This is a genomic window from Hymenobacter sp. (assembly GCF_035709525.1).
Classification (GTDB): Bacteria; Bacteroidota; Bacteroidia; order Cytophagales; family Hymenobacteraceae; genus Hymenobacter.
In genome coordinates this window covers 1-15115 of sequence record NZ_DASTEP010000076.1, presented here as the reverse complement: position 1 = coordinate 15115, position 15115 = coordinate 1, and the positions used below count along the sequence as shown (strand labels likewise).

Annotated in this window: 13 protein-coding genes; 10 read left to right on the top strand and 3 right to left on the bottom strand. The window is 65.0% G+C overall.

Annotated features, from left to right (window positions below):
- Nucleotides 1-124 precede the first annotated feature (124 nt).
- Nucleotides 125-1117 (bottom strand): glycosyltransferase family 2 protein, encoded by a 993-nt coding sequence (locus VFO93_RS06775; RefSeq protein WP_325133591.1) that lies wholly within the window; start codon nucleotides 1115-1117, stop codon nucleotides 125-127.
- Nucleotides 1118-1402: 285 nt separating this feature from the next.
- On the opposite strand from VFO93_RS06775, the gene VFO93_RS06770 reads away from it, so the two are divergent.
- The 6 genes from VFO93_RS06770 to VFO93_RS06745 all read left to right on the top strand — a co-directional run bounded on the left by VFO93_RS06770 (nucleotide 1403) and on the right by VFO93_RS06745 (nucleotide 8247).
- Nucleotides 1403-3286 (top strand): penicillin-binding transpeptidase domain-containing protein, encoded by a 1884-nt coding sequence (locus tag VFO93_RS06770; RefSeq protein WP_325133590.1) that lies wholly within the window; start codon nucleotides 1403-1405, stop codon nucleotides 3284-3286.
- A 4-nt stretch (nucleotides 3287-3290) separates the two neighbouring features.
- Complete coding sequence (rodA, locus tag VFO93_RS06765; RefSeq protein WP_325133589.1) at nucleotides 3291-4583, top strand: rod shape-determining protein RodA; 1293 nt, start codon at nucleotides 3291-3293, stop codon at nucleotides 4581-4583.
- Nucleotides 4584-4613: 30 nt separating this feature from the next.
- Nucleotides 4614-6005: a hypothetical protein gene (locus VFO93_RS06760; RefSeq protein ID WP_325133588.1), complete on the top strand. Its 1392-nt coding sequence runs from the start codon at nucleotides 4614-4616 to the stop codon at nucleotides 6003-6005.
- Between the two features lie 94 nt (nucleotides 6006-6099).
- Nucleotides 6100-6822, top strand: a complete 723-nt coding sequence (locus tag VFO93_RS06755; protein WP_325133587.1) for an intradiol ring-cleavage dioxygenase — start codon at nucleotides 6100-6102, stop codon at nucleotides 6820-6822.
- Between the two features lie 179 nt (nucleotides 6823-7001).
- A complete protein-coding gene (locus tag VFO93_RS06750; protein ID WP_325133586.1) occupies nucleotides 7002-7520 on the top strand; it encodes a hypothetical protein in 519 nt (172 codons plus the stop codon).
- Nucleotide 7521: 1 nt separating this feature from the next.
- Entirely contained in the window at nucleotides 7522-8247 is a 726-nt protein-coding gene (locus VFO93_RS06745) for a hypothetical protein (protein ID WP_325133585.1), read from the top strand.
- A 3-nt stretch (nucleotides 8248-8250) separates the two neighbouring features.
- Here the strand turns inward: VFO93_RS06745 and VFO93_RS06740 are convergent, their stop codons facing one another.
- Both VFO93_RS06740 and VFO93_RS06735 read right to left on the bottom strand, forming a co-directional pair.
- Entirely contained in the window at nucleotides 8251-9312 is a 1062-nt protein-coding gene (locus VFO93_RS06740) for a hypothetical protein (RefSeq protein ID WP_325133584.1), read from the bottom strand.
- Between the two features lie 3 nt (nucleotides 9313-9315).
- The gene (locus VFO93_RS06735) at nucleotides 9316-10461 is read right to left on the bottom strand and encodes a hypothetical protein (protein ID WP_325133583.1); all 1146 of its coding nucleotides are present in this window, start codon (nucleotides 10459-10461) and stop codon (nucleotides 9316-9318) included.
- 48 nt (nucleotides 10462-10509) lie between these two features.
- Between VFO93_RS06735 and VFO93_RS06730 the strand changes: the two genes are divergently transcribed.
- The 4 genes from VFO93_RS06730 (at nucleotide 10510) to recO (ending at nucleotide 14949) form a co-directional block, all read left to right on the top strand.
- Nucleotides 10510-10833 carry a 2Fe-2S iron-sulfur cluster-binding protein gene (locus tag VFO93_RS06730; protein WP_325133582.1) on the top strand — a complete coding sequence of 108 codons (324 nt, stop codon included), beginning with the start codon at nucleotides 10510-10512 and terminating at the stop codon, nucleotides 10831-10833.
- 162 nt (nucleotides 10834-10995) lie between these two features.
- A complete protein-coding gene (locus tag VFO93_RS06725; RefSeq protein ID WP_325133581.1) occupies nucleotides 10996-11637 on the top strand; it encodes a thymidine kinase in 642 nt (213 codons plus the stop codon).
- Nucleotides 11638-11752: 115 nt separating this feature from the next.
- A complete protein-coding gene (locus VFO93_RS06720) occupies nucleotides 11753-14116 on the top strand; it encodes a two-component regulator propeller domain-containing protein (RefSeq protein ID WP_325133580.1) in 2364 nt (787 codons plus the stop codon).
- A 110-nt stretch (nucleotides 14117-14226) separates the two neighbouring features.
- Nucleotides 14227-14949: a DNA repair protein RecO gene (gene recO / locus VFO93_RS06715; protein WP_325133579.1), complete on the top strand. Its 723-nt coding sequence runs from the start codon at nucleotides 14227-14229 to the stop codon at nucleotides 14947-14949.
- Nucleotides 14950-15115: the final 166 nt, after the last annotated feature.

The following is a 15115-nucleotide window of genomic DNA, read 5'->3' as shown; positions in this document are numbered from 1 at the left end:
TCTGCCTTGCTTATTAGTCTTTGCTACCAACATGCCGCCGCTTCGCGGCTATTCGCGTAACCTTTCTGCGGCAATTCTTATCAAGCAGTAAGTAGCGCGCTCATTGATTGCTGGCTGTTAAATGCTACTTGCCGAATGACGCCATTTGCCGCACCACGTAGGGCGTGCGCGAGGGCCGCGAGTAGTAGATGTACATGCCAATCTCGGCCAGCACGCCGAAGCAGAGCAGGAAAATGCCACCCAGCAGCAGAAATAAGCTGAAGATGAACTCTAGTGGGTAGGTGCCAAAAATATTGAGCTTGAAGAAGATGGACCGCACCAGGAATTGCCCCGCCAGCGCGCCACCCAGCAGCAGGCTCAACAAGCCCGCCAGCCCAAACAGCCGGAATGGCTTGCGCCCGTGCACGATGAAAAAGCGCAGGATAAACAGGTCGAGAATAACGTAGAAAAGCTTGCTAATCTTGTAGTTGCTCTGCCCAAACTGCCGCTCGTGAATTTCAATCGGAAACTCGCAGTAGCGCAAACCCTTGCGCGCCACCAGCGCGCCCAGGAAGCGGTGCGCGTCGCCGAGCATCTCCACATTTTTTACCAAATAGCTGCGGAAGGCCTTGTACGTAGCCCCGAAGTAGCGCAGCTGCACCCCCGACAAGCGCCGGATGATGCCGTGCGCCGTGGTGGCCAGCGCCGTGGCCACCGGCCCCTCGGGACGCTTGGCCTTGGCCCCGCCCACCATGTCGTAGCCTTCGTTGATGAGGCTGATAAACTGCGGGATGTACGCTGGGTCGTGTTGCAAGTCGCCGTCCATCGCGATGATAACCTCGCCCTTCGCCTGCGCGAAGCCGGCGCGCAAACTCAAGGTCTGGCCGTAGTTGCCGGCCAGGTCGATGGCCACCAGGTGGCGGTCGTGGGCGGCCAGCTCCTGCATAATGCGCCAGCTGTGGTCGCGGCTGCCGTCGTTTACTAGTATCAGCTCGTAGTCGTAGCCGTGCTCGGCCATTACGGCGGCCACGCGGCGCACGAGCTGGGCCACGGTATCGGCTTCGTTATACAACGGGGCCACCACGGAAATGAGGCCGGCGAAGGCCGTGTTGGCGGTGGGGGTAGCGAGCGGGGGCATGGGCATAAGTGCCGCAAAGGTACCGGGTATGATTGTCATGCATGAAGTGCGGCTGTCGTTGTATAGGGAGAGCACGGCTGTCATGCTGAGCGCAGCGTAGCGGAGTCGAAGCATCTCTGCCGCTTCGTTGCTCACGCAAAAGAATTAGTTTACCGATAGAGATGCTTCGACTGCGGCTGCGCCTTCGCTCAGCATGACAAGCGTGCCCGCCCCTGCGCTTATTCCGCGTTCGGCTTGAATGATTCCGCGCCCGGCCCTGTTCAGCGGGCCGTAACTTTGTAGTCTATGCAATACCTGGAAGGCCGGCGCTACGTAGTGATGGCCATTTTTATGCTGGTGGGGCTGCTGTTTGCCGGGCGGCTTTTCTACCTGCAAGTACTCGACGACTCCTACAAAGCCGCCGCCGACCGCAATACCTTGCAGCGCAAGGTGCAAGTGCCGTTTCGCGGGCTCATCTACGACCGCCACGACTCGGTGCTGGTGCACAACACGCCCGTGTACGACCTGGTAGTGGTGCCCCGCGAAGTGAAGGGCCTCGACTCGGCCAAGTTTTGCCGCGTGATGCAGCTCCCCATCGAAGACCTGCGCCTGGGGCTGCGCGTGGCCAAAAAATACTCGCGCGTGAAGCCCTCGCCGCTGCTGCTCAACCTGAGCACCACCGAGCTGGCCTCGATTCAGGACTACCTCGGCGACTTTCCTGGCTTCTACACCCAGGTGCGGATGGCCCGCGCCTACAAAACCGAAAACCTGGCCCACGCCCTGGGCTACGTGGGCTCCATCACGCCGCGGCTGCTGGAGCAGCCGCGCTACGCCAAGTACCAGCCGGGCGAAAACGTAGGCATTTCGGGCCTCGAAAAGCACTACGAATCTACCCTCATGGGCCAGCGCGGCGTGCAGTACCGCCTCGTGAACGTGCGCGGCATCGACAAGGGCGCGTTTCGGGGCGGCGAGTTTGATACCATCGCGGTGGCGGGGCAGGACTTGCACCTCAGCATCGACGCCGAGCTGCAAGCCTACGGCGAAGAGCTGCTGGCCGGGCGGCGCGGCTACATCGTGGCCCTCGACCCGCGCACCGGCGAGCTGCTGTGCTTTGTGTCGGCCCCCCACTTTCAGCCGCAGGTGCTGAGCGGCAAGGGCATGGGCAACCGCTACATGGACTTGCTTAAAAATCCCAACCGCCCGCTCTTCGACCGCCCTTTGCAAGCCAAGTACCCGCCCGGCTCGGTATTTAAGCTAGTAAATGAGCTGACGGCCATGCAGCTACGAGCCGTGGGGCCGAACACGGGCTTTCCCTGCAACTGGAGCTTAGTGAAGTGCACCCACCGCCACGAGTACCCCGCCAGTGCCACCATCGCCATCAAAAACAGCTGCAATCCCTACTTCTACCAGGTGATGCGGGCCGCCGTGCAGCGCCACCAGGTAGCCAACCCTTCCGAAGACCTGCACCTGGGTTTGGGGCAGTGGAGCAACCTGGTCAAATCGTTTGGGCTAGGTGCCCGGCTGGGCGTGGACATGGACGACGAAAAGGGCGGCTCGATTCCGACGCCCGAGTTTTTTGATAAGAAGTACAGCCGGCAGGTAGGCAAGGTATCGGCCAAGCGCCGCTCGCGCAGCTACCGGGGCTGGAACTTCAAAACCATCTACTCGCTCAGCATCGGGCAGGGCGAAATCGAGCTCACCGGCCTACAAACGGCCAACCTCATGGCTACCATCGCCAACCGGGGCTACTACTACACGCCGCACTTCGTGCGCCGCGTGGGCAAAGAAACCCAGCCGCTGCCCGAGTATCGGCAGCGCCACTACACGGGCATCGACACTACGCTCTTCAAGTACATCATCCCCGGCATGTGTGAGGTGGTGGATGGGCGCGGCGGCACGGCCAAGCTGGCCTCGCTGCGGCAGTTCGGCATTGCGGTGGCCGGCAAAACGGGCACCGTGCAAAACTCGCAGGGCTACGACCACTCCACCTTCGCGGCCTTCGCCCCGGCCAACGACCCCAAAATTGCCATTGCCGTGTTTATCGAAAATGGCGGCTTTGGGGGCAGCGCCGCCGCCCCGGCCGCTGGCCTCATGATGGAAAAATACTTGCGCGGCAAGGTCGTGAACTACCACCACCGCATGGAAGACTGGATTAAGTTCGGCAACCTCACCATTCACGCCAAGCGCTAAGCCGATGCCGACGACCGTTCGTTCTACGCGCAGCATCGACTGGCCTACCGTGCTCATCTACGTGCTGCTGGTGGGCCTGGGCTGGGTGGCCGTGTACGCGGCCTCCTACTCGCCCGACGCCCCCGCCGACCCGTTGCGCAACCTCAGCTTTGCCGAGCTCATGGGCTTCAACTGGTTTAAGCAACTGCTGTGGATGGGAGCCTCGCTGGTACTCATCGTAATACTGCTGGTAGTTGACTACAAGGCGTATGATACGCTAGCCTACGCCCTCTACGGCGGCATGATAGTGCTGCTGGTGCTCACCATTTTTATTGCCCGGCCCATTGCGGGCTCGCGCTCGTGGCTCGAATTTGGCCCCATGCGCTTGCAGCCCGCCGAGTTTGCCAAGTTCACGACCGCGCTGGCGGCCTCGCGCTTCATGGCCAGCATCAATTTGCGCCAGCAAAACTGGCGCGACCAGGCCGTGCTGGCCGGCCTCACGCTGCTGCCGGTGGTGCTCATTCTGGCCTCCAACGAAACCGGGCAGGCGCTGGTGTTTGCGGCGCTGCTGCTGGCGTTTTTCCGCGAGGGCATGTCGCCGCTGATACTGCTGCTGCTGGCGGCGGGCGGCGTGATACTCTTGCTGGCGCTGCTGGTGCCCAAGGCGTGGCTGGTGGGCGGTTTTACGCTGGTCTTGGCGGTCGCGTTTATCCTCAACTCTAAGCTTTGGCGGCACCATTTGCCATTGAGCCTGAGCGTGTGGGTGGCGGTGATTGGGATGGTATTCGGCGTCGATTTCTTTTTCAATAACGTGCTGCAACCGCACCAGCGCCAGCGCATTGAGATGCTCATCGACCCCGGCAAAGACCCGCTGGGCAAGGGCTGGAACGTAACCCAAAGCAAAATCGCGCTCGGCTCGGGCGGCTGGGTCGGCAAGGGCTTCCTGCACGGCACCCAAACCAAGTTCGATTTCGTGCCCGAGCAAAGCACCGACTTCATCTTTTGCACCGTAGGCGAGGAGTGGGGCTGGGCAGGCTGCCTGGTCGTCATCGGGCTGTTTATGACCTTGCTCTGGCGCATCTTGCTGGTGGCCGAGCGCCAGAAATCGGTATTCGGGCGCACCTACGGCTACTGCGTGGCCAGCATCCTGTTCGTGCACTTCACCGTGAACCTGGGCATGACGATGGGCCTGATGCCGGTGGTGGGCATTCCACTGCCGTTTTTCAGCTACGGCGGGTCGTCGCTGTGGTCGTTTACCATCCTGCTCTTCACGCTGCTGGCCCTCGATGCCCACCGCAAGCAGGACTTGCTGCGGTAGGGGCTGGCCGCGCCCGCTACTTTTGCCTGCATGAAAAATGCGTTGTGCCGCTGGCCGCGCCTGCCGGCCGCCGTGTGGCTGGTGCTGGCCCTGGCCCACGCGCTGGCCCTGGGCCACGCGCTGCGCACGGGCCGCTACGTGTTTCCCGATTCGGACCGCTACGTGCAGGCCGCCCAGAACCTGCGCCAGCACGGGCAGCTCTACGCCCGGCCCTGGCCCGCCCAGCCGCCGCGCGGGCAGGCGGTGCAGGAGTTTACCATCCGGCCGCCCGGCTACCCGCTACTGCTGGGGGCGCTGGGCGGGCGGGCCCGGCCGCCGGTGCTGCTGCTGCTTTTTCAGAATGGGCTGAGTGTGTTGATTTTGGCCGTGGTGCTGGGCGGCTGGGCCGCTGGCCGCGCCTGCCCGCCCGGCGCGGCGCAGTGGGTGGCCGCGCTGGCACTCGCGCTGAGCTTTCCGGCGCAGTTCATTTATGCCAATGCCCTGATGAGTGAGGTGCCCTTGCAGGCGGTGGTGCTGCTGGGCGCGGGCCTCGGGGTGCGGTTTTGGCACAATGGGCAGGCGCGCTACCTGGCCGGGGCCACTGTGGCCGTGGTAGCGGCGTGGCTGCTAAAGCCGGTGTTTTTTCCGTTTACAATAATTTTTCTAGTGGTAATCGGCTGGCGCGCCTGGCACTGGCGGCGGCCGGCACTGGCGTTGCTGGGCGCGCTGCCGCTGCTGCTGGCCGGGGCGTACATGGCCTGGAACGGGCACCGCACCGGCTACGTGCATTTTTCCAGCATTGCCGACATCAACCTGCTGCACTACAACGCGTCCGGGGTGGTGCGCCAAACCCAGGGCCCCGCCGCCGAAGACGCCTGGGTGGCCGCCGTGCTGCGCCGCGCCAATGCCCAGCCCACGTTTGCCGCCCGGCAGCGCGTTATCCAAAGTGAGGCCGGGGCCGTGCTGCGGCAGCACCCGGTGCGCTACGCCGGGCAGCACGCCCTGGGCATGGCCACGCTGCTGCTCGACCCCGGCCGCTTTGACCTGAGTAATTTCTTAGGGGCTACGGCCACGCCGGGCCTGCTCGGTGAGCTGCGCGGCGGCGGGCTGGCGGGCGTGGGCGCGGCGCTGGGCCGCCAGCCGCTGGCGCTGCTGCTGGCCCTGGCTTTGGTAGCGCTGGCCAACCTGCTGCGGCTGGGGCTGGCGTTGCGCGGGCTGGCCGTGGCTCCGCCTGGCGAGCAGCCGGCCGGCTGGCTGCGCCTGGCCTGGCCCGCTGGCCGCTGGCTGGCCGTGGGGCTGGTGGCCTACGTGGCGCTGCTGACCGGGCCGCTGGGCGCGGCGCGCTTTCTGGTGCCGGTGTGGCCGCTGTGGCTGGCGCTCGCCTTGCGCGGGCTGCCGGAGGGCGCGGCCGATGCGGGCAAAAACACGGCATTCAGCGATTGAAATGCCGGAACCGTCGAGTTAGATGAAGGAGAGAAAAAGCTGCCTGCCTTTTTTGGGTAAGAAACGCAACTAACCCCCTCTTTTCGCTCAACTTATGGAACGCAAGCATTTTCTGAAAAGCCTGCTGATGGGCGCGGCCTCGGCCCCCGCGCTGCTCGCCGCCTGCCACAAAGATGAGGTAAGCCCCGGCGGCAGCACCGGCACCACCACTACCCCCACGGGCGGCAGCAGCGCCACCAACTGCACCGTGGCCCCCACCGAAACCGAAGGGCCATTTCCGACCAAGGTGCCTTCGTCATATGTGCGCAGCGACATCACCGATGGCCGCTCGGGCCACAAGCTCACGGCCAACATCACCATTACTAGTGCCAGCGCGGGCTGCACCGCCCTGGCCGGCGCGCTGGTCGACATCTGGCACTGCGACGCCGAGGGCAACTACTCGGAGTACGGCGGCAGCGGCATGCAAAGCACCAACTACACGGGCGTGCATTTTTTGCGCGGCCGCCAGACTACCAACGCGGCGGGGCTGGTTTCCTTCACCAGCATCTTCCCCGGCTGGTATTCGGGCCGCGCCACCCACATCCACGTGCACGTCTACAACGCCAGCGGCACCTCGCTCAAAGTCACCCAAATTGCCTTTCCCGAAGGCGCGGGCACGGCCGTGGCCGCCATCAATGGCTACGCCAAAGGCCTGAGCGGCTACACCTACAATAAGTCGGATAACGTCTTCAGCGACGACACGGCGGGCCTCGAAATCGCTACCGTCACGGGCAGCACCACGGCGGGCTTCGTGCTCACGATGAGCATCGCGGTGTAGGAGAGTAGTGAAGTAGTGACTGAATACGTTTGTCATGCTGAGCGTAGCGCAGCGGAGTCGAAGCAGCTCTACCGCTTCGTTGCTAGCGTTGAAAGTTAGTTCACCAGTAGAGATGCTTCGGCTCCGCTGCGCTCAGCATGACGGACGTATTCGGACTCCAACCAATAGGAATCAGCATTATGCCCCGCCTCATCACCCTGGCTTATCGCAAAATAATCGACGCCAGCGCCACCCGGCCCTGGGACAAGCTGGTGCTGGAAGACAGCTACCGCGAGCTGCGGATGCAGGCGCAGCGCTACAACCCGCAGGGGCAGTACCGCACCTTTGGCGAGCTGCTGCACCACGCGCCGGGGGCCGAGCAGCTGCACTTTTTGGTGGGCGGCTCCGTGGCCGGCTACGTGCAGCAGCTGGGCGGCACAGTGCCCGACATCGTGAACAACGTGGGGCGCTACTTCCTAAAATTCAGTCGCTACCGGTTCGAACTAATAAACTCGCACTTGCACGACCCGAGCCAGCACCAGGTGGCCGTCAATTTCTACGCCGAGCCGCTGCTGTGGCATGACACCATCGCGCCCTACCTGCTGGTGTCGGAAGCGGCCGCACCTACCGAAGCGGGCGGCGAACTACTCACGCACCTCGTGCAGCTTCAGCCCTACCTCACCATCCACGCCTTGCACCCGGCCGAGGTGCCCAGCTAAGATGAGCAAGCAAGTTCCCGGCAAAATCTACCTGGCCGACCAGCGCGGCCTACTCGAAACCAACCTGTTTCGGCGGCAGAGTACGTTCAATTTTGGTGCGTCTCAAAGCGAACATAAAGACCCCTTTGGCCGCCTCTACGGCCTGAATGAAGAAACCCTGGCCGGTGGCCACGCGGTCGAATTTGCCGTGGCCGCCGACTCGTATATCGTGCTACTGCCCATCACGGGGGCCGTGGCGTACAGCACGGGCGGCGGCACACGCGGCACCGTAGAGGCCGAAGAACTAACGACCATCGCGGCCCCCGCCGGCACCGTGCTCACCTTGCGCAACCCCTTTGGCGACGAGCTGATTAGCTTGCTGCATATCTGGGTGCGTGCTACTCAGCCGCTGGTCGGGCCGCCCCTCGCCACGACTACGGCTTTTAATGGGCAGTTGCTGGAAAACCAGTTGCGGGCGCTGGTAAGCGCCCGCCTGCCAGACTACCCGCCCAGCGCGCCCGACTTGCCGTTTCGCCTCAGCCTGGGCCGCTTCATGGGGCGGCAGGAAACGACATACCAAGTGCAGCCCGGCAGCAGCCTGTTTGCCTTCATCATTGCCGGAGCCTTCGAGCTGGAAGGCCGGCTGCTCCACGAAAAAGATGGCCTGGCTTTGTGGAATGTAGCTGAAGTGGAGCTGGAAGCGCTCAGCAACCACGCGCTGGTGCTCGTGCTGGAATTACTGCCCTGATGTTCAGCAAAGGGGCTGCTCTCGCCGGCTAATGTGCCTAATCACCGCCTGCGCCACCAGCGCCAGCGCCACCGTGAACACCGGCGCAAACAGGTAGCCCATGCGCCCCAGGTCGCCCGAGAGCAGCATGTGCACCGCTACCACGGCCAGCAGCGCGCCCTCGGCCCAACCCAGCACCGGGGCCAGCGCCCGCCGCCCGGCCGGCCGCAGCAGCGCCGCCAGCACTGGCAGGGTGAACAGGCCGAAAATGCTCAGTAGCTCGCCCAGGCCTTTGGGCGAAGCGGCCCGCCGCAGCGAGTAAGCTATGTTTTCGACGTGCGCGAAGGCATTGCTGACCGCCTCGGTGGGGGCCGCGCCGGCCGCTTTATCTACGAAGTAGTGCACCGCGCCCAGTGCCAGCAGCCCGCCCGCCAGCGCCGCCGCTTGCCCGCGCCCGCCCAGCGCCCGCCGGCCAAACCACGCCAGCCAGGGCAGCAAAAACACAAACGACTCCTTGGCCAGCGGCCCCAGCAGCAAGGCCGCCGCCACGGCCCAGCCCGCCCCCGGCCCGCGTCGCCAGGCGTAGTAACCCAGCCCGAATACCAGCAGATACAGGCTGTCGGTGAGCGGCAGGCCGGCCGCGTACTCGGCCCAGCGGCTGCTCAGCACCGCCAGCAAGGCCACGCCCGCCGCGCCCGCGCCCGCCCCGGCCAGCCGCGCTGCCCGCCACCAGGTAGCCCCGGCCGCGCTCAGCAAAATGCAGTTTACCAGGAAGAACGCGAAGCGCCGGGGCCACTCGCCGGCCGGGCGCTGCGGCCAGATGCGGCCGTACACGGCCGCCACCGGCCGGGCCAGCGCGCCGGCCGCCGCCGGCACCAGCACCCGGTAGCGCCGCGTGATGCTCACGCTGTCGGCCCGCCCTGCCGCCAGGCGCAGGTAGCTGCGCGTGTCGAGTGAGTGCGAAAAATCGTAATGCACGTACATGGGATACGCTAGGTTGAGCAGCGCGCCCAGCGCTAGCGCCCACGGCAGCAGCCAGCGCCGCAGCCGGCCCGGCCCGAGTAGCTTGCTCAGCCGCGCCCCCATGCGCTAGGCGGTGGCAAACTTGCGCTCGATGAGCTTGAGCAGCTTGCCCACGTGCTCTTCCTTGCGGCTCCAGTCGTATTTCTGCGCCAGCTCCTGGCGCACGTAGGCCAGGGCGGCATCGGCCGTGGGCAGCGCGTCGAGGTGCTGAATGGCGGCGTGGTACTCCATATTCTCGCCCCCAAACAACTCATTGATAAAGCTAAAGCGCTGATTGATGGAAATGGCGTCGCGCAGGCTGGCCACCTTGGGCGCGCTACGCTCGGCCAGCGGCGCGGCGCTGCCCTGGGCGCTGTGGCGCAGGGTTTCGGCCAGGTGCGGCGTGGCGGGCTGGGTAGCCTTCAGCTTTTCGTAGAGGGGCACCCCGGCCGGCGTGGGCGCGGCGGGCGGCGCGGCAGCGGGCGGCGAAACTGGCGCGGCAGCAGGCGCAACTGCCACTGGCGGCACCGGCACCGCGATGGCCACGGGCTTAGCCGGGGTAGGCGCAGGCGCGGCAGGTGCCGGTTTGGCCGGGGCGTCGCGCAGGTCGGCCTCACTCACGGGCAGCAGCGCGCTGAGCGCGGCCACGAGGCGCGGCAACGCGTCGGCCGGGGCCGGGTTTTTAGCTTGATACTGCGCAAAGCGTTGCGTCAGCAGCTCGCGGCCCAGCGGTGCGTCGTCGGCGGGCAGGCTGTCGATAAAACTTTGATAGTACGCCTTATCCTGGTCAACGTAGCGCAGGCTGTCGCGCAGCTGCGCCGCGCGCACGGGCTCGTCGGCATCGGCGGGCAGCAGCAGGCGCTCGAAGGCCTGGGCCGGGCGGGCGGCCAGCAGCAGGGCATCGGCGGCAGCCTGGGCCAGCAGGGGCTCCAGGGCCGCCCGGTCGAGGCGAATGTGGCGCGAAAGCACGTTCATAAACTGCGTCAGTGCCGCGCGCACGGCCTCGGCCTCGAAATCGAAGTAGGGGCTGCGCAGGTTTTGCGCCTCCTGCTGCCAGCGGCCCAGCAGCTGGCGCAGCACCAGCAGGTTGAGCTGGCGCACGGGCGTAAACTTGAGCAGCGCCGCGCCGTCGAGCGTGGCATCGGGCTGAGGGCCAAAGTGCTGCTGGCAAAGCCGCGCGGCCAGCCGGCGGCCGTAGTGCTCGCCCTGGGCGAGGCTATATTCGTCCTGCATAATTCTGCCGGAATGGTCCGGTCCTTTTCGCCGCCAAGTTAGCCACAAATGCCCCTGCTTACCATCGAAAACCTGCCTGGGTCGCCCATCATGGTGCCCGCCGGCGGCACGCTGCTGGCCGCCATTCAGGCCGCCGGCCACGACTACCGCCACGCCTGCGGGGCGCGTGGGCGCTGCACCACCTGCCGGGTGCGGGTGCTGGCCGGGGCCGAGTTGCTCGCGCCCCTCACCGAGGCCGAGCAGCGCTACCAGGCCGCTGGCCGCCTGCTGCCCGCCGAGCGCCTCACCTGCCAGGCGCGCCTGCCGGCGGGCGAGGTGCGGGGCCGCGTACCCGAAGGAGGCAAGCTGCCGCATGTCATCTACCTGGGGTAACTTCGTAGCGTAATTTCGCGCAGTGTTTCGGGGTGTTAATGCGCAGTGTTCCGCAGTGTATTCACGGGGTAAAACACTGCGGAACACTTTGCTTCCACACCCCGGAACACTGCGCGAAATCTAAATTTAAGAGGCGGCCTCTGCCGCCAGCTCCTATTTACCTTGTTTACCGAGCCCCATCGTCCCGTTGATTTTTTGCGCCGCCGCGGCTGGCTGGAAGTGGTGTGCGGCTCCATGTTTTCGGGCAAAACCGAGGAGCTGATTCGCCGCCTCACCCGCGCCCGCATTGCGCGCCAGCGGGTCGAAATCTTCAAGCCCGCCCTCGATACCCGCTACCACGACCAGAACGTGGTGAGCCATAACCAGAACAGCATCCGCTCGACGCCGGTGCAGTCGCCCAGCGAAATCCTGCTGCTGGCTGGCGGGGCCTGCGACGTGGTGGGCATCGACGAGGCGCAGTTTTTTGACGAAACCCTGGTGGAGGTGTGTCGCCAGCTGGCCGACCAGGGCATCCGCGTTATCGTGGCGGGGCTGGACATGGATTTTTTGGGCCGGCCCTTTGGCCCCATGCCCGCGCTGCTGGCCACCGCCGAGTTTGTGACCAAAGTGCACGCCGTGTGCGTGTGCTGCGGCGAGCTGGCGGCGTATTCCTACCGCCTCTCGGCCAGCGAAAGCCAGGTGCTGCTGGGCGAGGCCGATGCCTACGAGGCGCGCTGCCGGCCCTGCTACCTGGCCGGCCCGGCGGCGCGCCCGCTCATCGAGGCGGCGCGGGCGGCGCAAGCGCCGGTAGCGCGGGCTTCGTAGCTTAATTGACAAAGCGCGGCCTGCAAAGTCCGCGCAACACGCTACCCGGCGCACTAAGCGCGCCCGCTCCGGCGTTAGGGCCGGGCTTCTTCCTGCTTTTGCTTTTTTGCTGCTTATGCGCTACTTCTCCTCGCTGTTGTTGGTTTTTAGCTTGCTGGCGCTGGGTGCCCGCGCCCAGGGCGTGGCCTACGGCGACTGGCAATTGCACCTGCCCGCCAACCAACCCAAAACCCTGGCTGACGCCGGTGACCGCCTCTACGTGGCCGATGAGTCGTCGTTTTATTACTACGATAAAACGCTGAACACCACGCAACGCTTGTCGTGGCGCGATGGCCTCAGCGACGTGGGCGTGAGCGCCGTGGCCTACGACTCGGCCAGCCGCCAGGTAATAATCGCCTACAAAAACGGCAACCTCGACCTGCTGCGCCCCGATGGCTCGGTGAAAAACGTGACCGACATCCTGCGCAAAAATGCGCAGACGGCCAAAACCATCACCCAGATTCAGACCTACAACGGCCTGGCCTACCTGGCCAGCAACCTGGGCCTGATAGTGGTGGACCTGCAAAAGCTCGAAGTGCGCGATACCTACAGCAACATCGGCCCCGGCGGGCAGGCCATCACGGCCTACGCCACGGCCGTAGTGCACGATACCATCTACGCCAGCACCTCGGCGGGCGTGCTGCGCGGGCGCCTAAGCTCGGCCGTGAATTTGCTCAACTACCAGAGCTGGACCCGGGAGCTGCCCAACCCCGCCAACCCCAACGACGTGCTGTATCAGCTGCTTACCTACCGGGGGCACGTGTACGGGCAGGCGTCGTTTCGGGGCGTGTACTACCTGTCGGGGGTAGGGGCGGCGCGCGCGTGGCGGGGCATCAATGGCAGCTACGGTAACGATGTGCGGCGCTTGCGCGCCAGCGCGCAGGGGTTGTTGTTTGCGTTTAGCGGGGCCGACCTGCGGAGCTATCGGCCGGCGACTACTGCCGTGAGCACGGTGCTGCCCCGGGCGGCCACCGGCGATTATATAAGTGACATGGTGCGGGCGGCCGATGGCACGTTCTACGTGGCCAGCCTCGACCGGGGCCTGCTGCGCTTTGCCCCCGGCACTACTACTAACCCCGAGATTATCCGGCCCAACGCGCCGGCCACGGCCAGCGCCTACGGCCTCGTGGCCGATGCTGCCACCAACTCGGTGGTGGTGCTCAGTGGCGGCTACGGCGGCGATAATGGCTTGCAGGCGGGGCAGCGCAACGGCTTTTATGAGTACCGCGACCGGCAGTGGACCAACTACACCCGCGCGGCCTACCCCTCGGCTACCGACTTTCCTAACCTGCTCGATATGTCGCACGGCGCGCGCACGCCCGATGGCACGCTCTACGTGGCCAGCTACGGCAACGGCCTCTTGCAGTGGCAGGGGCCGGGCAAGTTTCGGCAGTTTACCGCCAGCACGCCGGGCGCGCCTTTTCGCAGCAGCCTCGACCCCGACGCCAGCAACCTCGACTACGTGCGGGTGCCCGACGTGGCCGCCGACCCCGGTGGCAACTACCTGTGGGTCATCAACCGCCACCAGCGCGCCCGCGTGTCGGGCCTGTACCGCTACCAGCCGGGGGCTGATAAGTGGACGGTAGCCCCTTGGTTTGACAGCGCCGAAAACCTCGACCGCCTGGTGGTCGACAACTACGGCAATCCCTGGGCCACGCAGTCGCGCAAGGGCGGCGCGGGCGTGGTGCTCTACGATACAACCAGCCGCCGGGGCATCAGCTTTGGTACGGGCACCGCCAGCAGTCAGGTCTACGGCATTGCCCGCGACCGCACGGGTAGCATCTGGATTGGCACCGGCGATGGCGTGAGCTACTACAGCGACCCCAGCCTGGCCCTCAGCGCGCTGGCTACTAACCAGGTTGTGCCGGGCTTTTCGCTGCCCATCGTGCGGCGCGGCACGGGCAAGGATTATCCAACGCTTTTCAGCACGGTAGTGCGCTGCATTGCCGTAGATGGGGCCAACCGCAAGTGGTTTGGTACGCCCTCGGGCTTGTGGCTCTTCAGCGCCAACGGCGACGAGGCGCTGCTGCATTTCACCACCGACAACAGCCCGCTGCCCAGCAACAGCATCGTGGACATCGCGGTAAATGACAAAACCGGCGAGGTATTCGTGGCCACCGATGGCGGCGTGGTCAGCTACCAGGGCTCGGCCAGCATCACGGAGGGCGAGCCCGCCTGCGCCGAGGTCTACCCAAACCCCGTGCAGGCTGATTTTGTAGGCCAGGTCGGCATCCGGGGCTTGGTGAATAATGCCTACGTCAAGATAACCGACGTGGCCGGCCACCTCGTGTACAGCACCCGCGCCGCCGGCGGCACCGTTACCTGGGACCTCAACGACGCCCAGGGCCGCCGCGTGCGCTCGGGCGTGTACCTGGTGCTGACCTCCGACGCCGAGGGCAAAAACGCCTGCGTGAGCAAGGTGGCGGTGCTTTCCAAATAGTTTTGAGTGTTGAGTTCTGAGATTTGAGTTATAAGCTTCAAAGGCTTGTTACCTAGAAATCGAAGCCTGCTAACTCAAAACTCAGAACTCAACACTCAAAACTCAACCCCGTGCTTATCAAAACCCGCGGCATCATCCTGAGCTTTCTCAAGTACCGCGAAACCAGCATCATCGCCCGCATCTATACCGAGCGGCGCGGCGTGCAGAACTACATCGTGAACGGCGTGCGCAAGGCCAAGCCGCCGGGCCGCATCGCCCTGTTTCAACCCCTCACCTTGCTGGAGCTGGTGGCCTACGTGCCGCGCCAGGGCAGCGACCTCACGCGCCTTTCGGAGTTTCGCTGCGCCGAGCCTTTCCGCACCCTGCCCTACGAAATGCGCAAGAGCAGCGTGGCGCTTTTCCTGAGCGAAGTGCTGAGCAAGGCCATCCGCGAAGAAGAAGAAAACGAGCCGCTGTTCCGCTTCCTGCACGATTCCATCCTGGCCTTCGACGAGCAAACGGTGGGTACCGAAAACTTCGCCCTGCTTTTTCTGCTGCACCTGGCGGGCCACCTGGGCTTCGGCATCCGCACCGGGGCCGAGTTGCTCGACCAGATAGTGCTGGCCGGCACCGCCCTCGGCCCCGGCCAGGGCAGCGGCATTGCCACGGTGCGGCTGCGCGAGTTCGAGCAGTATTTTGATGAGCTGCTGCACGCGCCGGCCACCAGCACCATCCCCAGCGGGCACGTGCGCCGCGAGCTGCTCACGGTGGTCATTCGCTACTATCAGCTGCACATCGAAGGCTTTGGGGAGGTGAAATCGCTGGAAGTGCTGAGCGAGGTGCTTAGTAACTAATGAAGTAAGGTATCATCGCCGCCGCTGGCCGCCGTTTAGCGCGCAGCGCATAACGGCAGGCCGACCAGTGGGGCGAGTCTCCCGACTCGCGAAGCGGGGCCTGCTGCTCGTCGGGCGTTATTGCCGCTGCGCGGCAGTGAGTTTGGAAACTCACCCAACTGGGCGG